21 protein-coding genes are annotated in these 21,285 nt (G+C 44.4%); 13 read left to right on the forward strand and 8 right to left on the reverse strand.

Annotated elements, in window-relative coordinates:
- Nucleotides 1–88 precede the first annotated feature (88 nt).
- The gene (locus tag RID53_RS22410) at nucleotides 89–457 is read left to right on the forward strand and encodes a DUF2203 domain-containing protein (RefSeq protein WP_446390207.1); all 369 of its coding nucleotides are present in this window, start codon (nucleotides 89–91) and stop codon (nucleotides 455–457) included.
- An 864-nt stretch (nucleotides 458–1,321) separates the two neighbouring features.
- Nucleotides 1,322–2,713 (forward strand): asparagine--tRNA ligase, encoded by a 1,392-nt coding sequence (gene asnS, locus RID53_RS22415; protein ID WP_446390208.1) that lies wholly within the window; start codon nucleotides 1,322–1,324, stop codon nucleotides 2,711–2,713.
- A 725-nt stretch (nucleotides 2,714–3,438) separates the two neighbouring features.
- On the opposite strand, the gene RID53_RS22420 is transcribed toward asnS, so the two are convergent.
- From RID53_RS22420 to RID53_RS22435, 4 genes are all read right to left on the reverse strand, one after another.
- Nucleotides 3,439–4,686, reverse strand: coding sequence for a hypothetical protein (locus RID53_RS22420; protein ID WP_446390209.1), 1,248 nt, complete (start codon nucleotides 4,684–4,686; stop codon nucleotides 3,439–3,441).
- 93 nt (nucleotides 4,687–4,779) lie between these two features.
- Entirely contained in the window at nucleotides 4,780–5,022 is a 243-nt protein-coding gene (locus RID53_RS22425) for a hypothetical protein (RefSeq protein WP_446390210.1), read from the reverse strand.
- Nucleotides 5,023–5,163: 141 nt separating this feature from the next.
- Nucleotides 5,164–5,436 (reverse strand): hypothetical protein, encoded by a 273-nt coding sequence (locus RID53_RS22430; protein ID WP_446390211.1) that lies wholly within the window; start codon nucleotides 5,434–5,436, stop codon nucleotides 5,164–5,166.
- Nucleotides 5,433–5,642 (reverse strand): hypothetical protein, encoded by a 210-nt coding sequence (locus RID53_RS22435; protein WP_446390212.1) that lies wholly within the window; start codon nucleotides 5,640–5,642, stop codon nucleotides 5,433–5,435. Before RID53_RS22435 ends, RID53_RS22430 begins: the two co-directional genes overlap by 4 nt.
- A 747-nt stretch (nucleotides 5,643–6,389) precedes the next feature.
- Between RID53_RS22435 and RID53_RS22440 the strand changes: the two genes are divergently transcribed.
- On the forward strand, nucleotides 6,390–7,181 hold the full coding sequence (locus RID53_RS22440) for a DUF4058 family protein (protein ID WP_446390213.1): 792 nt from the start codon (nucleotides 6,390–6,392) through the stop codon (nucleotides 7,179–7,181).
- Between the two features lie 97 nt (nucleotides 7,182–7,278).
- On the opposite strand, the gene RID53_RS22445 is transcribed toward RID53_RS22440, so the two are convergent.
- The 3 genes from RID53_RS22445 to sufR form a co-directional block, all read right to left on the reverse strand.
- Entirely contained in the window at nucleotides 7,279–8,127 is an 849-nt protein-coding gene (locus tag RID53_RS22445; protein WP_446390214.1) for a hypothetical protein, read from the reverse strand.
- A gap of 349 nt (nucleotides 8,128–8,476) precedes the next feature.
- Nucleotides 8,477–8,728 carry a hypothetical protein gene (locus RID53_RS22450; protein ID WP_446390215.1) on the reverse strand — a complete coding sequence of 84 codons (252 nt, stop codon included), beginning with the start codon at nucleotides 8,726–8,728 and terminating at the stop codon, nucleotides 8,477–8,479.
- Between the two features lie 169 nt (nucleotides 8,729–8,897).
- Nucleotides 8,898–9,554: an iron-sulfur cluster biosynthesis transcriptional regulator SufR gene (gene sufR / locus RID53_RS22455; protein ID WP_446390216.1), complete on the reverse strand. Its 657-nt coding sequence runs from the start codon at nucleotides 9,552–9,554 to the stop codon at nucleotides 8,898–8,900.
- Between the two features lie 226 nt (nucleotides 9,555–9,780).
- Between sufR and sufB the strand changes: the two genes are divergently transcribed.
- From sufB to bioF, 7 genes are all read left to right on the forward strand, one after another.
- Nucleotides 9,781–11,220: a Fe-S cluster assembly protein SufB gene (gene sufB / locus RID53_RS22460; protein ID WP_446390217.1), complete on the forward strand. Its 1,440-nt coding sequence runs from the start codon at nucleotides 9,781–9,783 to the stop codon at nucleotides 11,218–11,220.
- Between the two features lie 216 nt (nucleotides 11,221–11,436).
- Nucleotides 11,437–12,225, forward strand: coding sequence for a Fe-S cluster assembly ATPase SufC (gene sufC, locus RID53_RS22465; RefSeq protein WP_446390218.1), 789 nt, complete (start codon nucleotides 11,437–11,439; stop codon nucleotides 12,223–12,225).
- Entirely contained in the window at nucleotides 12,225–13,583 is a 1,359-nt protein-coding gene (gene sufD, locus RID53_RS22470; RefSeq protein ID WP_446390219.1) for a Fe-S cluster assembly protein SufD, read from the forward strand. Before sufC ends, sufD begins: the two co-directional genes overlap by 1 nt.
- Nucleotides 13,584–13,703: 120 nt before the next feature.
- Nucleotides 13,704–14,966, forward strand: coding sequence for a SufS family cysteine desulfurase (locus RID53_RS22475; protein ID WP_446390220.1), 1,263 nt, complete (start codon nucleotides 13,704–13,706; stop codon nucleotides 14,964–14,966).
- Between the two features lie 208 nt (nucleotides 14,967–15,174).
- Complete coding sequence (locus RID53_RS22480; protein WP_446390221.1) at nucleotides 15,175–15,804, forward strand: Uma2 family endonuclease; 630 nt, start codon at nucleotides 15,175–15,177, stop codon at nucleotides 15,802–15,804.
- A gap of 160 nt (nucleotides 15,805–15,964) precedes the next feature.
- Entirely contained in the window at nucleotides 15,965–16,180 is a 216-nt protein-coding gene (locus RID53_RS22485) for a hypothetical protein (protein ID WP_446390222.1), read from the forward strand.
- 170 nt (nucleotides 16,181–16,350) lie between these two features.
- Complete coding sequence (gene bioF, locus RID53_RS22490; protein ID WP_446390223.1) at nucleotides 16,351–17,520, forward strand: 8-amino-7-oxononanoate synthase; 1,170 nt, start codon at nucleotides 16,351–16,353, stop codon at nucleotides 17,518–17,520.
- Nucleotides 17,521–17,778: 258 nt separating this feature from the next.
- On the opposite strand, the gene RID53_RS22495 is transcribed toward bioF, so the two are convergent.
- Nucleotides 17,779–18,363 carry a Uma2 family endonuclease gene (locus tag RID53_RS22495; RefSeq protein WP_446390228.1) on the reverse strand — a complete coding sequence of 195 codons (585 nt, stop codon included), beginning with the start codon at nucleotides 18,361–18,363 and terminating at the stop codon, nucleotides 17,779–17,781.
- Nucleotides 18,364–18,714: 351 nt separating this feature from the next.
- On the opposite strand from RID53_RS22495, the gene RID53_RS22500 reads away from it, so the two are divergent.
- The 3 genes from RID53_RS22500 (at nucleotide 18,715) to RID53_RS22510 (ending at nucleotide 20,862) form a co-directional block, all read left to right on the forward strand.
- Complete coding sequence (locus RID53_RS22500; RefSeq protein ID WP_446390224.1) at nucleotides 18,715–19,227, forward strand: NfeD family protein; 513 nt, start codon at nucleotides 18,715–18,717, stop codon at nucleotides 19,225–19,227.
- A 16-nt stretch (nucleotides 19,228–19,243) separates the two neighbouring features.
- The gene (locus RID53_RS22505) at nucleotides 19,244–19,819 is read left to right on the forward strand and encodes an NfeD family protein (RefSeq protein WP_446390225.1); all 576 of its coding nucleotides are present in this window, start codon (nucleotides 19,244–19,246) and stop codon (nucleotides 19,817–19,819) included.
- 101 nt (nucleotides 19,820–19,920) lie between these two features.
- Entirely contained in the window at nucleotides 19,921–20,862 is a 942-nt protein-coding gene (locus RID53_RS22510; protein ID WP_446390226.1) for an SPFH domain-containing protein, read from the forward strand.
- Nucleotides 20,863–21,285: the final 423 nt, after the last annotated feature.

Here is a 21,285-nt window from a genome sequence, read left to right on the forward strand (position 1 = left end):
TGCTAAGCTAATCCCACGGCTGAAGCCCCTGGGGTTTCGTGTTCGATTGTATCTCTTTTTTCGCCCATCGACTGTTCCCTATTCCTTTATGAGTGCTGATTCTGATCCCAATCAGCAAAATCCAGATGCTGACGAATTTGAGCAAGCGTTATCTGAGGTCGAGCGATCGCTTTTGGCTCTCAAAGAGCGCTATGCACAAGTCCAACGGGATCAGCAGCGACAAGCCCAGCTTCAGCACCGTCGCGAGCAAATTAGACAATCCCCACGTCAAATCCGTAACCAACCCGCTTTAAAAGCTGAACTCCGGCAAATTAAAGAGCAGCTTGAAACTATTGAACTCAATCTAGAGAGTCGCCTTTTTTCTTGGAGTGCGTTTAAAGAACCCTTTTGGCAAGCCGTTCGCTTTGGCGGACTGGGGATTGCGATCGGCTGGTTGCTCAAATCTTGTGCTGGGTGAGGAGTCGGGGCGGGTTTAGTCTCATCTGGGTACAATCAAAGAGATAGTAGTCAAACCCGCCCCTACATAATCTCCTACACTCCAACTCTCACTCCCTTCTCCTTGCACTGACTTTTCACGCCATCTAGAAAAATCGATATCAAACCTAACCCCCCAGCCCCCTTCCCTTATAGATCCCCCTTCCGTCCCCCTTATAGATCCCCCTCCCGTCCCCCTTATAGATCCCCCTCCCGTCCCCCTTCAAAAGGGGGAAGCCAGATGTCGCTTCGCTTTTTGTTCCATGGGGGAGACCAAAGGATGCTTCGCATTTTGTTCTATAGCACTACGCACACACGTTAGGACAAAATCAAGAAAAATTAAAATCGCTCAATCCCTTTTCAGGTAAGCTTTTGTCTTCACTATTGCCTATTGCCTATTGCCTATTGCCTAGCGCGTAGCGCTATATGGGGGAAGCCAGGGGATGCGAGAGCTTTTGTTGCACGGCAGGGGGAGAATTCAAAGCCTCTCTCCTTGTAGGAGAGAGGTTTGGAGAGAGGTTTTCCAGATCCCGACCAAAAGTAAGCTCCTTGCCAAGTGATGACCCAACCCTTCACAATAGTTAATGAACCGCCGAATCTGTCCATCCCTTTTCTACCCGGATTTCTAGTCGCCGAGCCTGAAAGATTGATCCACGCCAAGGCGGTGAAACCATCTATCTCCAGCTCATGACAAATTCCCCGCTTATTCGCGAAAATAATTGATTCTATAGTGTTTTAAATTGATCCCTAACTTGATTTCCTATTCAACTGACAATAAAAAAAGCTGAATCAATTGTCCAGAAATGGGCAGATGAGGTAGGACTGATTTGGGTAAACTGTCAAAATTATGCAAAAGAAACCGATCGCACAACTTTTACGCACGGGTCAGCCGGATGAAACCGTAACCATTCAGGGCTGGGTACGCACGAAACGAGAACTTAAAGAGTTTGCCTTTATGGAGGTGAATGATGGCTCCTGCTTGGCAAATTTGCAAGTCATCCTGAATCCCGACGTACCCGATTATCAAACGATTCTCCAACAGGTCAACACTGGGGCGTCTGTAGAAGTTGCTGGCGTATTGGTGCCGTCTCCGGGAAAAGGACAACGGATTGAGTTGAGGGCAAATTCGGTGCAGGTGTATGGGGAAGCCGATCCCGCCACTTATCCGCTCCAGAAAAAACGCCATTCCTTTGAGTTTTTGCGAACCATTGGGCATCTGCGATCGCGTACCAATACAATCGGTGCTGTGTTACGGGTGCGTAATGCTTGTGCTAATGCTATCCACCAATTCTTTCAGGAACGGGGGTTTTTGTGGATTCACAGCCCGATTATCACCGCCAGCGATTGTGAAGGGGCGGGAGAACTGTTTACGGTAACCAATCTCAACCTCAACGAGATTCCCAAAACCGAAGATCAATTGGTGGACTTTAGTCAAGACTTCTTTGGACGCCAAGCCTACCTCACCGTCAGTGGGCAACTGCAAGCCGAGGTGATGGCGATGACATTTGGCAATGTGTATACCTTTGGTCCGACATTCCGGGCGGAAAATTCCAATACATCCCGCCATTTAGCCGAGTTTTGGATGGTGGAACCGGAAATGGCGTTCTGCGATTTACAGGGCGATATGGACTTGGCGGAAGAGTTTCTCAAGTATGTATTCTCCTCGGTACTTGAGAACTGTCCTGAAGACATGGAATTTTTCAATAAGCGGATTGATAATAGCGTTCTGGCAACGGCGGAAAATATTATCAACAATCAGTTTGAGCGGATTACCTATACTGATGCGATCGCGCAATTAGAAAAAGCTGATCGAAAATTTGAGTATCCCGTTGAGTGGGGGGCAGATTTACAGTCGGAACATGAACGCTATTTGGCAGAGGAACTATTTCAGAAACCGGTTATAGTCAGCGATTACCCCATAGGGATCAAGGCATTCTATATGCGTTTGAACGAGGACGGCAAAACTGTTGCCGCCATGGATGTACTAGCGCCGAAGATTGGGGAAATTATCGGCGGTTCCCAACGGGAGGAACGCCTCGATGTTCTCCAGCAGCGCATCCAGAATCAGGGAATGAATCCAGAGGAGTTTTGGTGGTATCTAGACTTGCGGCGCTATGGTACTGTTGCCCATGCAGGGTTTGGTTTAGGATTTGAGCGATTGGTGCAGTTTATGACGGGGATGGGAAATATACGAGACGTGATTCCCTTCCCCCGCACACCCTTGAGTGCCGAATTTTAAGTTGAGTGACATCTCCTAGATCTTGCGCCGATAACATACACTTCCTAACGACCATCGATGAGGGTCAAGCCGCGATCGCGACTTGACCTGATATTTGATAACTTACAAGCGATAGTTTAAAGCCCTAGCGCGATTATAATCCTTGCCAGTTGGGTGTTTTACTGAAAAACAATTCAGTGATTGAATTCGCGATCGCCCTCGGATTTTTCATCGATTATCGCTTTGCAGTAATATTCCCCGGTGACAGCAGTCTAGACGCGACGAAACAACGCAATAACAACATTTTCAGCCTTTTCAGACCAGCTTCATACCAGGGAACCGCGTCCCTTGGTTTATCGCTTTGAGATTATTTAGATTTATAAGTTTTGCTTGGGTGTAATTCCCGCGATCGCGGTTATTCTCGATAATCAGTTCTTATGTCACTGTGACAACAATTATGCTGGTGTCAGTCAGACCGATACTTTGTCTACTTACTGCTTTTTAGTTTTTTAAAACCAGTTTTTAAAAGGCGATCGGCAGTTGGGTGAAATTCTGGTCATTCCGCCGGAATTGGCTCGGCAAAGAGCGAATTTTTTTTATTACACTACGTCATATATTGGAATCGTAATAGAAAATTTTCCCGCTCCTATTTTCCACCTCACCGGAAAAATTACTTGATAGTAGTTCCTAACTGCTCACAGTGAAAGTTGAGCTTGTTGACAGGTGACGCCTCCCCATAAATAGCATTAGTATCGAACCCACATAGTAAAACTAATTTGACGATTACTGGACATTAAACTACTACTAGAATTGCCACCTATATTATCACGATAAAAACCTCTTTTACCGTTAGGTAGTTCTATAACTATTTCATAAGGAAGAGTGGACAAAATTGAATTATTAATCTGCAAATCAACATAAGTACCACTAGAAGTACATCTTGGTGTCATCTCTAATTTCCAAATATTTAAGGGCTGATCATTACAATTTATCGTCACCTTCCTAGTCGGGGAAGTTGAATATTTTTTTGCAAAAATTTTTTTATCTTCTTGCTTAGCACCAGAAATTTCAATTGAACCACCAGGATTAATCAGCTCTATAGAGCCTTTCTCAGATATAACTTCATACCAATCATTACTATAATTATTCGCCAAAATACCAAGACTAACACCCGAAATATTATGTTTATGACCTAAAATATGACTAATACATCTTAAAGTTAACTCCAAATCAACATAGTTAACCACCAAATCTTTTGAATAATTTGAACAATCAAACGAAACTTCGTCAAAACCCGAAATTGATTTTTCTGAGCTTGTTGTACTATCTGAATTACTTCCAGATTTAGAAGAAGAGTTCAACAGCTCCCTAATTAGAGATGGTTCACCAATGTCGCCACTCCCCAATTTACTAATCATAAAATTTTTAAACTGCTGGGCGCGTTTAAGATCAGTGAATGATGCCACTATGATCATGTCTTTATTAACTTTTTCTCGAAACACTTTTCGAGAATCTTCACAAAAATTACTCCTCACTGTATTAAGTAGATTTTCACTATAATCAACATATACAGGGTAAAAACTGACAGGATAATCGTTTGGGTTATCCGGTTGCTGATCACCGCAAGAATCCTGCGGAAATAAAGCACTTTCAAAGGGGTTTGAAGACACTGAGGGGGATGCTGGCACAGCAGCCGGATCGGTGGTAGACATCGAAGAATCTTTACTTGATGGTTTGATATCAGGCTCAGAATACTTTTGTGTTGCCGAGTTGATTTTACTTATGACTTTTTCACTAATCAACTTAGTACCATGCCCTAGACCATAAATAAATATAGAAATTAAGATTAAATTGAAGATTACAATCCCCCAATCACCAGCAGCAATATGTACCCTTATATATTTAATGTAGTCACGACCAATTTGGAATAAGTCTTTACCAGCGCTTCCAGTTTGAGAAATATTGTTAGTTTCTCTATCTTCTTGATGAGACATTTTTATTAGTTAACCTATCGATAGATCAAGCTTTCATATTCCCTAAATTCTCCAATACTGTGGGAGCTACTGAAATTCAAGTCAGGGAGTTTGTTATGGCTGCGGCGACTCCAACTGGGGAGATGACTGTGGCGGCTCCAACTGGGGAGTTTGTCCACCATGATTCATTCCAAAAACTACAGCTCCGGCTATCCCTCCAAGAGCTAAAATCCCAATGAGGGGAAGCAAAATATTGTAACTATTATGGCTCCTATAATCTCCAGCAATTTGCGTAGCATTTCTACCAGCTTCTGCCTTTTGTGTTGTAATTTGTTTGTTAGGCTCTTTTTGAGTCATGATTTTATTTGAGAGAGAAATTTTGAGAGTATTTCGTTGTCTTGTCAGCTAGGCTGTAAGTAGTTGAACATGAATTGAGTTAACAGTGTCAATTTGAATGGCACTGACATAAGGAATAAATTGGTATACTAAACTATGATTTCACAAGAGTTTCACGCTCTTATCCGTGCTTGATTCAGTGAAAATCATGTTAAATTTCATTTCCCCAGCGAGTGGGGACTGTTCCTTCAGGACGCCTTGCCCAGACTGGGATTCAGCCGCCAAATCGACACCACTGCTGAAATTATAACCTGTCCTCCCAAAAATTGCGCCAAACACACGCCTAAAACCCTTTCCCTGTATGGCATCGACACCACTCAACGAGAAATATAGAGTTTCAGCTATTTGGTGAGTGGTGTCGATTGGTTGATTCAATCGCTGCTTACCTCCCTAAAACTATCGCGATCGAAAACTGGGAATTGTACTCCGGTATCATCACGCATAAAGAGCCAGCCCGTCGATAAAGGCGGATCGGGAGCATCAATTAATACCGCTTCCACCCAACCTGTTTCTCGATAGACCAAGTAAGTTTTACCAATTTCCCCCATATCCTTTTGATCTTCATCATCTGACTGTGCCAATTCTGCCCCGCTGGTGATTTCCTCTTGTACCAGTTGTGAAGCATCAGCTTGGGACTCATCCTCCTGATTGTCTGAGTCTGTCAGTTTTACCGAAATCTCCTCTACACAAGGGATTGGAGTATTTACCTTTTCTTGTTCGTTTGAGGTTGTCAGTAAAGTAAGCTGTTCGGCATTTAAACCTTAATGTCAATAATGGTGAAATCCTTGTAGTGCGTTAAGCGAAGCCATGCCGCAGGCTTTGCATCTTGCTCGCTACTAATACCCAATTTAAATGCATGACAGCTTATTAATTTTGCTCTCAGCTAAACTGTCAGTTTCTTGTGATTCAGTTATTTCAATGATTTCAGACTTTCTAACTGACACTTTATCAGGTATAGGGGGGGACTTCCCTCTATCTTGATAGACTCAATTTCCGGCTTGTTGTCACAGGATTCTGTTGGTGCATAATCATAAGGATTAGATATGCCATAGACCTTATTTCGTTTTTCTGTAGCTGATGGACGCTTGGTAATCAGTCCCCGTTTGAACAATCGTCCTAATGCCTGATACACACTATCCTTTTTCTGGGGAGGGATACCTAATGACTCAGATATCTCTACCTGTTCAAATTACCACTTGGTTGCAAACTCATCCGTATTAAGCGAAGACGGATTTAATTAATCTGTCTGATGCCGCCAATTCCCAACGCTAGGGCAAAACGACGATAAAATTTAAGGAATGAGAATCGAATGCCAAGGAGGGAAATTTATGCCAAACCCGTTTCCGGGGATGAACCCTTACCTAGAACATCCTGAAATCTGGCCCGGAATACATTTGTTACTGATTAGCGAACTGACTAAGTGCCTGTCTCCTCAATTGCGTCCTAAATACAGAGTGGCGGTTGAGGTGCGTCTGTATGAAACTGCTGGCGAAAAATCCCTACTCGTGGGTATTCCTGATTTAACGGTCAAACGTTCACAGGCGACAACGAAACAGCCGATGAGTAATGTTGCTGTCGCCCCATCTCCAACTCAACCTCAGACGGTACAAGTTCCTTTACCGGAAACAATTAAACAAGGGTATTTAGAAGTCCGAGAAGTCGCAACGGGTGAAGTTGTCACCGTCATTGAGATACTCTCTCTGATTAATAAACGTTCGGGAGAAGGTCGCGATAAATATGAAACTAAACGAAATAAAATCTTCGGCAGTTCAACTCATTTAGTAGAAATTGATTTACTGCGGAAGGGTCAACCTATGCCAGTTTATCATAGCAATGGTCAAACTCATTATCGAATTTTAGTCAGTCGAGGAGATCGCCGTCCTCAAGCTGATTTGTATGCCTTTAATCTACCAGATACGATTCCCTCATTTCCCTTACCCTTGAAGTCTGGAGATCAGGAACCTTTAGTCGATTTACAGGTATTGTTGAGTAATGTGTACGACCAGGCAAGTTATGATTTGGCAATCGATTATACTCAAGAACCCGTACCGCCATTGTTGGCAGATGATCGGGTTTGGGTTAATACATTGTTAACCGAGCAACAACTGCGATCGCACTAGCAGGGAAAGCTGTCGCAATTCTGACTTATTTTTATGACTAACTGTGGTTGCTGGACTAATGAGGGCAATTCATGAATTGCCCCTACATGTAATCCTTCTATCGATTCAGCTTTTGAATCAATTTACGGATTCCCCAAGCACCCATAGCGAATAAACCTAATGCTGTAGAGGCTTCTGGAATATCAACGGGTTCTGAATCGGTGGGAATCCGAGTAATAGCAACCGCATCAAGATAGGATCGATTTTGGCGGAACCGAAAACTGAGGGATTCAAAATAGTCTTGACCTTCCAAATTATCTTGAATACTGACGCTCATGGGTAGGGTTGAACCATCTTTAGCTGAAAAGGCTTGCCAATTATCATTCAGCCAATAATAGGGCGTGACTTCAACCGTATCCACTCCCGTTTTACTGAGAGTGAGCCGGAAACTCTCGTAAGTTTCAGTATCAGGAAATTGATCCGGAACAACCAATTCTTGCTCGACTTCATGGGGAATCTGAAAGCCGGGATCAACGTAAAGTAAATAGGGTAAATTGCGGAAATTGCCATCACGGGGAGAAATAGGACGGATATTCCAGTTAATTTGGCGCGGTTCCTGAGTATCTGTTGCTACAACATTCAGTTCCATAAAGAACTTACCCAGTTCTGGCTTACTTCGATCTGTGCGAGCGCTCCAGTAAAGAGCGACATCACCCTCATCTAAATCTAATTGATTCAACGATGAGAGATCGTAGTAGGCTGATGCCCAGTTGGTTTCAGGATTAGCCTGAAGTTCACCCTGATCAACCGTAGTATTGTTTAGCTGCCAATCTTCGGCGTTATCAAATGTAGTGTGATAAATTTCTTGTTCATTCGGATTATAGGTAAAAAAATTCGCCGCTTGCGCTTTTGCTGCTACACCAGCGACGAAGGCGACTGATAGTAAAAATGTTAATTTAAGTTTCACGGAATTACCTCTACGCACGAGTTTTGTATACTCGCCATCATAATTAATCTTCACTAGCGAATAGGTAAAATCCGCATAAAATTACCTGCTCAATCTATAAATTCTTGGCAAACTTATTTTATTTATTTGAATAATTTTATTTTTATTAATTTATGTAAATTTTTGAAGCGTGATCTTCACGATGAAATGTTCTATTTTTTTCTGAACAAATTTTAATCAGTTAGTCGTTTAGGTTAATCTAAGCAAGATCCCCGACTTCTCCAAGAAGTCGGGGATCTGTCTGTGTACCGATGCATGACAGATTACCTCCTTGACTGCAACTTGGTATTAGCAGCGTGGCAGTACCCAATCACCACTTCAAAAATGCGGCATCCGATCCTTGTTCGCGGCGAATCTTGCTGTCTTGTTCAAACCAATCAATCACCTGCTGAGGCGTTAACTCTTCAACAGCCACTCCTGTATCTTGGGCAATATGGGTTAAAAGGCGCAGGGATGAAATGGTTAATCGGGTTAAAAACTTCTCATGGGATGCGAGTAACGCTTTATCTACCGCAGCAGATTCCTCTGGACTTAAAAATTGTGTTGTCGGTTGTTGGGACATAGAAAAGCAGGGGTGTGGGAAGATGAGAGAGATGAGGAAGATGAGGAAGATGGGGGAGATTAGGGAGATGAGGAAGTTAACACAAAAATCTACCTTACCTATTGCCTATTCCCCATTCCCTATTCCCTGACAAATGACGAATGACCAATGACCAATGTCCAATAACAAACTATTTCGCCTGAATCAAATAGCCACACTGATGTTCTCCTTGATTAATCCAGTGGGTGCGCTCGACTTGACAATCGGGTAGAATGGCGGCAAACATTTCTAACTCATGTCCACAGACGCTGGGAAAGGATTCAGCGACGTTGGAAATTGCACAGTTGTGTTCTCTGAAAATAAACTGGTTATGGGTCTGCTCGCTAGCATCGCTGGATTCGACCGGATACCATTCCGCCATGTATCCTTCACTTTGGCGCAGTTCTACCAATTTGGCGACTCGTTCGGCTAATGAACCTTGACCCAAAAGCTGGCGGTATTCCATGGCTTTGCGTTCCCACTGTTTCTGGAGGATGGTACTCACCTGATCCCGACCCACGGTTTCTTCCAGGGTGTCTAGCAAGGACACGGCAAACTCGCCATAATGGTTAGGGAAGCGATCGCGTCCTTTTTTGCTCAGGCGGTAAACATGTTGAGGACGCCCCATTCCCATCGATACTGACTCATACTCAATCAGTCCCTCGGCTTCTAAATCCTTCAGGTGACGCCGAATGGCTTGGGGACTAATATCCAGAGCTTCCGCTAATGCATGGGCGATCGCTTGCTCCTGTTTGAGTAAATACTGCAAAATGTCTTGCTTGGTAGAAGATTGCTGAGTGGTGGTCATCGGCTTTTGGGGTGAAATCACACTTGTGTTAGGGCAAGAGAAGAAATTTAGTTGACTTTGACAACATCTTAGTTGTTAATATAACCTACAATAGAGTTAAACAACAAAGGTGTTGTTTTAGTCTAGAGCTAGTGCAACGTTACCGCAATCAGCCCGAACCCTGTCAAACTGGTAACCACAGACGAACCACTTCCCATCCTTAATCGAAGAGAGAACACTGAAGCGAATGACTGCTACCGTTAAAAAATTAGTTAACCAGCCCTACAAGTACGGCTTTGTCACCGACATCGAAGCCGATACCATTCCCCGTGGCTTGAGTGAAGACGTAGTCCGCCTGATCTCCGCTAAGAAGAACGAACCGGAGTTCATGCTGGAGTTTCGTCTCAAAGCCTATCGCCAATGGTTGAAGATGGAGGAACCGACGTGGCCCCACGTTCACTATCCGCCGATCAACTATCAGGATATCATTTACTACTCCGCCCCGAAGAAGAAGACGGAAAAGCTGAACAGCCTAGAGGACGTTGATCCCGCCCTCCTGGAAACCTTTGAAAAACTGGGGATTCCCCTATCTGAACAGAAGCGACTGTCTAACGTGGCTGTAGATGCGATTTTCGATAGCGTTTCCGTCGCCACCACATTTAAAGAAAAGTTAGCCGAAGCTGGGGTTATCTTCTGTTCCATCTCCGAAGCGCTACAAGAACACCCAGAATTGGTGCAGAAATATCTGGGGAGTGTGGTTCCTGTCGGTGATAATTACTTTGCTGCTTTGAACTCGGCGGTATTTAGTGACGGTTCCTTTGTGTTTATCCCCAAAGGCGTGGAATGTCCCATGGAATTGTCCACCTATTTCCGGATTAATACCGGGGAAACGGGACAGTTTGAACGCACCTTGATTGTCGCCGAAGAAGGGAGTTCGGTGAGTTACTTAGAAGGGTGTACCGCACCGATGTACGACACCAACCAACTCCACGCCGCTGTTGTCGAACTCGTCACCCTAGATAACGCCGAAATTAAATACTCCACCGTGCAAAATTGGTTTGCAGGTGACGAAAAAGGTAAAGGTGGAATCTATAACTTTGTCACCAAGCGCGGTTTGTGCAAAGGGGTTAACTCCAAGATTTCCTGGACACAGGTAGAAACGGGTTCAGCGATTACCTGGAAATATCCCAGTTGTGTTCTGGTTGGAGATAACTCTGTGGGTGAGTTTTACTCCGTGGCGTTAACCAATAATATGCAGCAAGCCGACACCGGAACCAAAATGGTGCATATTGGCAAAAATACCCGTAGCACGATTATTTCTAAAGGGATTTCCGCTGGCAATTCTAAGAATAGCTATCGGGGTTTAGTGAAAGTTAGTCCGAAAGCAAAAGGATCGCGGAATTATTCCCAGTGCGATTCCATGTTGATTGGCGATACCGCTGAGGCAAATACGTTCCCTTATATTCAAGTCGAAAACAATACGGCGAAGGTGGAACACGAAGCCTCAACCTCGAAAATTGGCGAGGATCAGCTTTTCTACTTTACCCAGCGGGGAATCTCAGAAGAAGATGCGGTTTCTATGATAGTCAGTGGGTTCTGTCAGGATGTTTTCAACGAACTACCGATGGAATTTGCCGCTGAAGCCGATAAATTGTTGAGTCTGAAATTAGAAGGAACTGTGGGTTAGGGATTGGGAAATTACCATGGCGCGTCTGTAGGGGCGGGTGGCACGACTATCGTTTGAAATGGTGCGTTACGCTTGAAATGGTGCGTTACGCTTCGCTAACGCACCCTACGCACCCTACGCACCCTACACCCGCCCCGATTGTAGAGACGTAGTATGCTACGTCTGGAACATCCCATCCCATCTATCAGAATTAGCAAAACCTTGTAGTAACGAGCAATGATTAGAGAAAATAGCGACGTAATTTTATCCGTCCGCAATTTGACGGCAAACGTTGAAGGACAACAAATTCTCAAGGGATTAAACCTGGAGGTGAAGGCGGGAGAAATTCACGCCATCATGGGGCAAAATGGCTCCGGTAAAAGCACCTTTTCTAAGCTTTTAGCGGGACACCCCGCCTACGAAGTTACAGGTGGCGAGATCACCTTTCTGGGGCAAAATCTGCTGGAACTCGAACCCGAAGAACGGGCATTGGCTGGCATATTTCTAGCGTTTCAGTATCCCTTAGAAATTCCGGGTGTCAGTAATTTAGACTTCTTGCGCGTCGCCTATAATTCCCGCCGCAAACATCAGGGATTAGAGGAAATTGATACGTTTGACTTTGAGGATCTCATAGAAGAAAAGCTGGAAATTGTCAAGATGAATCCCAGCTTCCTTGAACGGAGTTTAAATGAAGGCTTCTCTGGCGGTGAGAAGAAGCGAAATGAGATTCTACAGATGGCGCTGTTAGAACCAAAAATGGCGATTCTGGATGAGACGGATTCCGGTTTGGATATTGACGCGCTAAAGATTGTCGCCAATGGGGTGAATCAGTTGGCAACTCCCGACAATGCCATGATTTTGATTACCCACTACCAACGGATGCTCAATTATATTGAACCCGATTATGTTCATGTCATGGCGGGAGGACGCATCCTCAAAACGGGTGGCAAGGAATTGGCATTAGAATTAGAATCCCGTGGTTATGACTGGGTAATAGAAGAAGCAGCGGCTGAGGTAATTGCCTAATGAGTATACAACTATCTGCAAAACCGGAACTTTCCTATTTAAAGGCGTTATTAGACCAATGTCGCCAAGATGAACCCATCATCGGGGGAGAATTAAATGCCACTCTCCAGCAACTACGGGATCAAGCGGCGGCGATTGTGGAAGAATTAGCCATTCCTACCCGTCGGGATGAAGAATGGCGGTTTACAGATTTGTCGCCGTTATTGGCGGTGAATTTTCAAGGAGTTGAGGCGTTTTTTGAACAATTCCTGCAACACCTAGACTTAACCTCCCTCACCCTACCCGAAACCCCGGATAGTCGGTTAGTTTTTGTCAATGGGGTGTATGCGCCGGATTTATCGTCGGTGAGGGGATTACCCGAAGGCGTATATGTGGGGAATTTGGCAGGTTTACCCAATGCGTATCAGGGACGAATCCCCAATTATTTAGGCAAGCAACAAGCTGCGTCTGATGTTTTCACCGCCCTGAATACATCGGGACTCACGGATGCGGCGGTGGTGTGGATACCTAAAGCTAAAATAGTTGAGACACCGATTCATCTACTGTTTATTTCCACCACTGATGATGTACCTGTCATTTGCCAACCGCGCTGTCTGGTGGTTGCTGAAGCGGGTTCGGTGGTGAATCTGATTGAACATTACGCGGCGAATGTGGAAGGATGTCCCGATATTCCGGTCAATCGTCCTTATTTTAATAACCAAGTGACGGAGATTTGGATTGAGGACGACGCCCAAGTTATCCATACCCGGAATCAGCGAGAAGCGATGGATGGGTTCCATATTGGCAAAACAGCCGTCACCCAAGCCCGAAATAGCCGTTATACCTGTAATGCGATTAGTTTAGGGGCGAGACTCTCCCGACATAATCTAGAAATCGTACAAACGGGGGAGGCGACAGAAACCACCCTGAATGGTTTAACCATGATTGGTGGGGAACAGGTAGCCGATACCCACAGTGCTTTACTGTTAAATCATCCTCATGGCATGACTGACCAGTTGCACAAATGTATCATAGATGACCGGGCGCACGGAGTATTCAATGGTAAGGTTTTCGTGCCGCAAGCGGCTCAATTTACCAATGCGGCTCAGTTGAATCGCAATTTATTGCTTTCAGCTAAAGCCCGTGTGAATACCAAACCCCAACTGGAAATTACGGCTGACCAAGTAAAATGTTCTCACGGTGCTACGGTGAGTCAGTTAGACCCAGAGGATGTGTTCTATTTACAAAGTCGGGGACTAAATGAAACCAATGCCCGGAATCTGTTAATTGATGCCTTTGTCGCGGAGATTCTCCAGCGAATCCCGGTGGACTCCCTGCGGCAAAGACTTGCCCAATGTGCGATGTGTAGAACAATTTAGTGATAGGGAACGGAAATGAGTCGTGAAAAAGGGTAGATGTTTTTTCAACACAGAAAAAAGGCTGTATTCCTTTCCCTCTGTTCCCTGTTCCCTGTTCCCTGTTCCCTCGACCAATAACCAATGACCATCACCCAAGAAAAAACCCTAGCTGCTATCGTCCGTTCTGACTTTCCCATTTTGCAGGAGAAAGTTCACGATAAACCGTTAATTTATCTGGATAGTGCTGCCACCTCTCAGAAGCCATTGGCGGTGATTAATGCGCTGCAAAATTACTATGAAAGGGATAACGCCAATGTCCACCGAGGCGCCCATGCGCTAAGTGTCCGCGCCACAGAAGCGTATGAGTCAGCGCGGGATAAGGTGGCGGCGTTTGTGAATGCGGCGTCGCGGAATGAGATTGTGTTTACCCGGAATGCCTCAGAAGCGATTAACTTGGTGGCGTATAGCTGGGGATTAAATACGTTGCAGCCAGGGGATGAGATTATTCTCTCGGTGATGGAACATCACAGCAACATGGTTCCTTGGCAAATCATTGCCCAGAAGACGGGGGCGGTGTTGAAGTATGTGGAACTGACGGAAACTCAGGAGTTTGATTTAGAGCAGTTTAAGTCTCTGATTTCTGAGAAGACGAAGTTAGTTAGTGTGGTGCATGTCTCGAATACGTTGGGATGTATTAACCCGGTTGAAGAGATTTGTGCGATCGCACATGAGTATGGCGCTAAGGTATTGATTGATGCTTGCCAATCTGTCCCCCATACACCCATTGATGTTCAGGGGATGGATTGTGACTGGTTAGTGGCGTCGGGTCACAAGATGTGTGCGCCTACAGGGATTGGTTTTTTGTATGGCAAGTTAGATTTGTTGCTGGAAATGCCGCCATTTATGGGTGGGGGTGAGATGATTTCGGAAGTCTTTCTCGACTATTCCACCTACGCCGAATTGCCCCACAAATTTGAAGCCGGAACCCCTGCAATTGGGGAAGCGATCGCGCTGGGTGCGGCGGTAGACTATTTAATGGGGATTGGTATGGATAAAATCCATGCCTATGAGGAGGAATTGACGGCGTATCTATTCCAGCAGTTACGGGATGTTCCTGATTTGACCCTGTATGGTCCCCAACCCACAGCAGAGGGGAAAGGACGGGCGGCTTTGGCATCGTTTAATGTCAAGGGATTGGCATCGAGTGATGTGTCTACCTTATTAGACCATGAAGGAGTAGCGATTCGTTCAGGTCATCACTGTACTCAACCGTTGCACCGCATTTTAGAGGTAGCGGGTTCAGCGCGGGCGAGTTTGTATTTCTACAATACGCGGGAAGAGATTGACGTGTTTGTTCAGGTGTTGAAAGAGACGATTGACTTTTTTAAGAGTGTCATGGAGTAGAGTTGTGGGGTGGGCAATGCCTACCCTAAAGTCATGCTCCAATCAGCCCTCAACTAAAGTTGGGGCTAAAAGCTTAAACCCGTTAAAACGGGTTCAAAAACTTACCCCGTAGGCTAAAGCTTAATTGAGGTTAAAAATAATAAATTTATTTCCTAGCTATATGAGTCAGTAACATTAAGGAGCGTGCCATTCAACTGAGATTATAGATATGCTGACAATCTCAACTCTAGCTGAACAACGAACTGTCCTGCAAAATATTAGCTGGCAAACCTTTGAAACATTATTAGCAGAAACGGGTGAAGACAGGGGGTATCGGTTTGCTTATGATGGCGGCACGTTGGAAATTATGACGCCTCGTTTTGACCATGAGAATCCTAAGGCTAATTTGGGTAATTTTATTGTTGCATTAGCTGAAGAGTTAGACATTGAGATTAAAAGCGCTGGTTCGACAACGCTGAAACGAGAAATAGTTAAGCGAGGGATAGAACCAGATAATTGTTATTATATCCAAAATGAACCTGCTGTTCGAGGTCGGCAAGATATTGATTTAGAAATTGATCCGCCGCCTGACTTAGCGATTGAAATTGATATTACCAGCAGTTCTGTAGATAAGTTGGGGATTTACTCGGCGCTAGGTGTCCCTGAACTGTGGCGGTATAATGGGCAAGTTTTGCGATTTTATCAATGGGTAGAAGGATACTATGTTGAGTGTGAATCTAGTTTAGCTTTTCCTTTAGTATCCGTGAGTGCAATGAGCCGATTTATTCAGCAGAGTAAGACAATGGGAGAAATTGCGCTGTTGAAAGCGTTTCGCGCTTGGGTGAGAGAAAATTTATAAATCAAGCCTGAATTCCTGGTGTGGTACCGCTAAAATAGTGGAAGAAGCTTTCACGCATTTAAATTGGGTATGAGTAGCGAGCAAGATACAAAGCCTGCGGCATGGCTTCGCTAAACGCACTACAAGGATTTCGTCCTTATCACCTTAGGAGTCATCAGCGATGGGCATTGAGAATAGAAGATGGAAAGGATTATTTGCTCCCACTGAAGTTGTTGAACTCAAACAGATGTGTCTAACCCCCGGACAGATGTTTCAACCGGGAAAATATAAGGCTGAAGATTTACCGGAAATTGCCTTTGAAATGGGTTTAGTTGAGAGTGTGAAAAATGGGGAAACTGAACAGGATAAAGTTGATCCGGCGGCTGAAAACGAGTAAGCTAAGACGCATTTAAATTGGGAAGGGGTAACGAGCAAGATGCAAAGCCTGCGGCATGGCTTCGCTAAACGTACTACAAGGATTTCCCAAGTCTTGACATTAAGGTTGAAATACCGAACAGCTTATTTTCTGTTATTTGTTCCTTAATCTAAACTATTAACTTTCTACTTATGACAACCAATCCTTATGCTTGGTTAGAAGACTCTCTTTCTACTATCCACAAAGCCAACTGGTATCGTTCAGTGCAAACGCTGCAAAATCGCCCCGGTGCGATGGTAAAACTGGAAGGGCAAGAAGTGATTAATTTTGCCAGTAATGATTATTTAGGATTGGCGGGAGATGAACGTTTAATTGAAGCGGCGATTAAAGCAACTCAGCATTATGGTACAGGTAGCACCGGTTCTCGGTTACTCAGTGGACATCGGGAATTGCATCGAGAATTAGAATGTGCGATCGCATCCCTGAAACAAACCGAAGATGCATTAGTGTTTAGTTCGGGCTACCTGGCGAATTTAGGTGCGATCGTGGCTTTAGTGGGAAAGCGAGATTTGATTCTGGCAGATCAGTATAATCACTCTAGCCTCAAGAATGGGGCAATTTTAAGTGGTGCGACGGTAATCAACTATAGCCACAGGGATATGGAAGATTTAAAGCATCAATTGGTTCACCATCGCCACAATTACCGCCGTTGTCTCATTGCGACTGATAGCGTTTTTAGTATGGATGGGGATTTATGTCCGTTGCCAGATATTCTCTCACTAGCGGATCAATTTAACAGCATGGTACTCGTTGATGAAGCCCATGCGACGGGGGTTTTAGGCGTCACTGGTGCAGGTTGTTTGGAACATTTTGGCTGTACGGAATACCCCTTAATTCAAATGGGAACATTGAGTAAAGCATTGGGGAGTTTGGGGGGATATATTGCAGGTTCAGCGACTCTAATTGATTTCTTGAGAAATCGCGCCCCTAGCTGGATTTATACTACTGGATTATCTCCGGCTGATACGGCGGCGGCGTTAACGGCGATTGAAATTATCCAAAAAGAACCGCAACGTCGCGCTAGACTTTGGCAGAATGTCGAAATGCTCAAGTCTTTGATTCAGCAAACGTTATCTGGGCTGAATATATTACCATCTGAATCTCCAATTCTGTGCCTTCAATGTCCTAATGTCGAAGATGTTTTGAATATGGCACAACAGCTAAAAACGGCAGGTATTTTTGCCCCAGCTATTCGTCCGCCTACTGTCCCCACAAGTCGAATTCGCATTTCTGTCATGGCAACTCATGAACCGACTCACTTGCAGTTATTGGTGACATCACTGCTGCGGGGGTTGGTTTAATGATATAACATTTCACGGGAAGTCTAGAACCCTGATTCGGGGCGGGTTTAGTCACATCTGGGTGTAACCCAAAAGATGGTCGTGAAACATCCGTGTCAATTTAAGCTCAACCCCTCACCCCCAGCCCCTCTCCCAAGTTTGGGAGAGGGGAGTAAGAGGGGAGTAAGAGAATCAGAGCCCCCTTCTCCCGTGCAACAAAAGCTCTCGCATCCTCCCCTACAGAATTTTATTATCTTAACCTTAATGTGTAGTGCTATATTACTCAGACTCAGCATTTTCTGGTTCAAATTTAACCTTGTTGTACGCATCAGTTAAGGAAATTTCAAAATCGATTGAGGAGAACGCGATCGCCTGATCGGATTCGTCATATTCGCGCAATGACCATTGTTTAGCGTCTATCTTAGAAAAATGTTCTACATATCGTTGAGTTTGATCCAGGAGTAAATATTCCTGAAAACTGGGAATTGTGCGGTAAGCCTGAAAGTTGTCACTACAGTCATACCCTTGGGTTGATTTTGATAAAATCTCGATAATAACCTGAGGATTCGTGATTGTGTCGGTGCGGTTATTATAATAGTCGGGTTCTCCTGAAATAACCATGACATCGGGATAGGTGTAGATCCGTCTTTTCGGTATCCACAGACGCACATCACTCATGAAAACGTCATACTCTTGGGTTTTAAACGCAAAATTCCGTGCCGCATAAAGATTGCCAGCTATCCGATTGTGATTGGTAGATCCACCTGCCATGGCATAAATTTGACCGTCAATGTACTCGCTTTTATAGTCGGCTGCTTCCTCCAGGATTAGGTATTCCTCTGGAGTGTATAGCCCTACGGGGATACGTTAGGACATTCCCCTGTTGCCTATTGCCTGTTGCCTGTTGCCTTTTCACCCAATTGTATTGTCCTAACCTTAATGCGTAGTGCTATAGTATCGCTGTTCAGGGGGTAAAGGTGCGTTACGCTACGCTAACGCACCCTACGAGTCTTTACCTCCTTAACGGTTAAATAATGACGAATGACAAATGACAAATGACAAATGACGAATGACGAATGACAGACTTACTGGAAAGTCGATGAGAACTCGATAAGAACTCAAAGAACTCCATCGCGAACTCAAATCACCACCAGGTTTAATAGCAATTAGCAAGAGAAAACCCTTGCTATTAACCGAGTTCACGAGGACATTCATGTGTTATCCCAAGTTTTGGCACAGGCGACAACTCAATCAACGTTTCGGATTACTCCACCTATATTTTGGCTGATTGTAGGTGTTCTACTTTGCCTAGTTGAATTCCTTATTCCCAAATCTTGGGCGAAGCGATTCCGGTTTATTGCCCTGATGATGGGTGTAGGTGCGCTACTTGTCTCATTTATTGTATGGCAGGGCGCGATCGCACTGGGGTTTGAGTGGCAATTCCTAATGTATGACGGGTTTAGCTTACAGGTGATGTATTGGATGGGATTATCCTTTGCGTTTGCCATCTGGTTGCGCCCTATATTGATTCGGCGTCCTAAATATACTATCCCAGAGGCGACTCAAGCCCAGGTGTTAACCGAGATATTACCCGGAGAAACGGGACGAGTGATGTATGAGGGTTCCTCTTGGCAAGCCTGTTGTGCCGATCCCCAGCTTGCGATCGCACCTAACCAAACGGTTTATGTGGTGCGGCGAGAGGATAATACCTTGATTGTCATGCCATGAGTTAGTCCTTCGTCTTATGTCATTCGTCCTTCTATTTGAAAATAGTCAGATGTTCACATTGCTGTTAATGCAGACAGAAGTGAATCGCATTGATGCCCAAACAATTCTGGCACAAGCGACTACGAAGTCAGCATTTATTCCTCATCCATCCTTGTTCTGGTTAGGTAGTGGTGTTGTACTTTGCCTACTGGAGTTGTTTCTGCCAAACGCCTTCAGCAAAAAGTTCAGACTTGTGCCTCTGTCGATGGGAATTATTTCCCTAATCATAGCGTTTAGCTTGTTTAGAATGACAAGATTTATCGCATTTCGCTGGCAGGTAACTTACTGGATGGTACTGTCTACAGCCTCGGTTATCTGGATACGTCCGATGTTGCTCAAGCGGAAAAAATTTAAAGTTCCAGAAGCAACGGAAGCCAAAACATTAACGGAAATTTCACCAGGAGAAACCGGACGAGTTCTCTATGAAGGCAGTTCTTGGGCAGGGCGTTGTCAAGAACGGCAAATGAGTATTCCTGCAAATCAAACCGTTTATGTTGTCGGACAAGATGATAACACATTAATTGTTTTGCCGGAACATTTATTTCGAGCGTAATGGGTTCCTTGTCCGTGGTATTCACAAACCATCAAGCCTGTACCATTTAATGGCTAATCGGTTCACATTCAAGCAAATTGAATCTCAAGAGGAGAATTAAAATGTATCAGTGGTTGTTTATGGCATTTATCGCATTAACCGGGACGACTTTAGCCGGGAGTGTCAAAATTATTAAGCAAGGGGAAGAGGCGTTAGTTGAAACTCTGGGTCGATATGATGGTAAAAAATTAGAACCTGGTTTAAACTTCGTCATTCCGTTTTTAGATCAGATTGCTTGTATGGAAACGATTCGGGAACAAGTTTTAGAGATTCCGCCTCAAAATTGCATTACTCGTGACAATGTATCAATTAGTGTAGATGCTGTTGTCTATTGGCGGGTCATTAATTTGGAAAAATCCTATTACAAAGTTCAGAATCTGCAAGCCGCCATGGTGAATTTAGTATTAACCCAAATTCGCTCAGAAATGGGGAAACTTGAATTGAACCAAACCTTTACCGCCCGCACTGAAGTGAATGAAATGCTATTGCGGGAATTAGATATTGCCACAGCACCGTGGGGAGTCAAGGTAACGCGGGTAGAATTGCGGGATATTGTTCCATCTAAAACCGTGCAAGGGGCGATGGAATTACAGATGTCAGCGGAACGGAAAAAACAGGCGGCAATTCTGACATCAGAAGGAGAACGAGAAGCCGTCGTTAATAGTGCCAGAGGGGAAGCAGAGGCACAAATCATTGAGGCAGAAGCCCGTCAACGAGCCGCTATTTTAGAGGCGGAAGCGCAACAAAAGCAGCAAGTTCTCAAGGCGCAAGGGACAGCCGCCGCGATGGATATTCTTGGCAAAAAGTTAAACGCTGCTCCCTCATCAGCCCAAGCACTACAGTTTTTATTGGCACAAAACTATTTGGATATGGGAATAAAAATTGGTAGTAGTAACAGCAGCAAGATCATGTTTATGGACCCGCGCACGATTCCAGCGACGTTAGATGGGATTGGTTCGATAATCACAGAGGAGAGTAATGGAGAGTTAAGTAAGTTGGCTTAGAATTAATTTCATCGGGTGCGTTAGCGAAGCGTAACGCACCTAAAATGCTGATTTGTTGTCGTCCTTACCAGAAACCGGGGTTCTGGGAATCTGATCGGTGTAAAGTACGGAGTTTAGTCAGTTTTCAATGTATGCGATCGCGTATTGCTGGATGTAGAAAGCCACTCAAATTTTCTGTTTGTTGCTTGTCGCTTGTGTCGGCTAAGTTTAAGAGATTCTATCTTCATGGCTTTTACAGATATAATTTTTTTGAATTAAACTACGCGCTATTAAGATGAGGAACTATAGCAGCCCTAAATAGGTCGCAACAGATATAATAGTAATAATACATCCCTAGGAAAAGGACACAAAATGAACATTATAGATGAATTAGCTAATTTTATCAATCAGACAAAAGAGTCCAAAGAAATTAAGAGGGCTTTG

It is taken from the genome of Coleofasciculus sp. B1-GNL1-01, from assembly GCF_040220235.1.
In the GTDB taxonomy this organism is placed as follows: Bacteria; Cyanobacteriota; Cyanobacteriia; order Cyanobacteriales; family Coleofasciculaceae; genus Coleofasciculus.

What these genes read in the sequence shown, in the direction of transcription:
- RID53_RS22410 (WP_446390207.1), top strand. Translation starts at nt 89, where the DNA reads ATGAGTGCTGATTCTGATCCCAATCAGCAAAATCCAGATGCTGACGAA.
- asnS (WP_446390208.1), top strand. Translation starts at nt 1,322, where the DNA reads ATGCAAAAGAAACCGATCGCACAACTTTTACGCACGGGTCAGCCGGAT.
- RID53_RS22420 (WP_446390209.1), bottom strand. Translation starts at nt 4,686, where the DNA reads ATGTCTCATCAAGAAGATAGAGAAACTAACAATATTTCTCAAACTGGA.
- RID53_RS22425 (WP_446390210.1), bottom strand. Translation starts at nt 5,022, where the DNA reads ATGACTCAAAAAGAGCCTAACAAACAAATTACAACACAAAAGGCAGAA.
- RID53_RS22440 (WP_446390213.1), top strand. Translation starts at nt 6,390, where the DNA reads ATGCCAAACCCGTTTCCGGGGATGAACCCTTACCTAGAACATCCTGAA.
- RID53_RS22450 (WP_446390215.1), bottom strand. Translation starts at nt 8,728, where the DNA reads ATGTCCCAACAACCGACAACACAATTTTTAAGTCCAGAGGAATCTGCT.
- sufR (WP_446390216.1), bottom strand. Translation starts at nt 9,554, where the DNA reads ATGACCACCACTCAGCAATCTTCTACCAAGCAAGACATTTTGCAGTAT.
- sufB (WP_446390217.1), top strand. Translation starts at nt 9,781, where the DNA reads ATGACTGCTACCGTTAAAAAATTAGTTAACCAGCCCTACAAGTACGGC.
- sufC (WP_446390218.1), top strand. Translation starts at nt 11,437, where the DNA reads ATGATTAGAGAAAATAGCGACGTAATTTTATCCGTCCGCAATTTGACG.
- sufD (WP_446390219.1), top strand. Translation starts at nt 12,225, where the DNA reads ATGAGTATACAACTATCTGCAAAACCGGAACTTTCCTATTTAAAGGCG.
- RID53_RS22475 (WP_446390220.1), top strand. Translation starts at nt 13,704, where the DNA reads ATGACCATCACCCAAGAAAAAACCCTAGCTGCTATCGTCCGTTCTGAC.
- RID53_RS22480 (WP_446390221.1), top strand. Translation starts at nt 15,175, where the DNA reads ATGCTGACAATCTCAACTCTAGCTGAACAACGAACTGTCCTGCAAAAT.
- RID53_RS22485 (WP_446390222.1), top strand. Translation starts at nt 15,965, where the DNA reads ATGGGCATTGAGAATAGAAGATGGAAAGGATTATTTGCTCCCACTGAA.
- bioF (WP_446390223.1), top strand. Translation starts at nt 16,351, where the DNA reads ATGACAACCAATCCTTATGCTTGGTTAGAAGACTCTCTTTCTACTATC.
- RID53_RS22505 (WP_446390225.1), top strand. Translation starts at nt 19,244, where the DNA reads ATGTCATTCGTCCTTCTATTTGAAAATAGTCAGATGTTCACATTGCTG.
- RID53_RS22510 (WP_446390226.1), top strand. Translation starts at nt 19,921, where the DNA reads ATGTATCAGTGGTTGTTTATGGCATTTATCGCATTAACCGGGACGACT.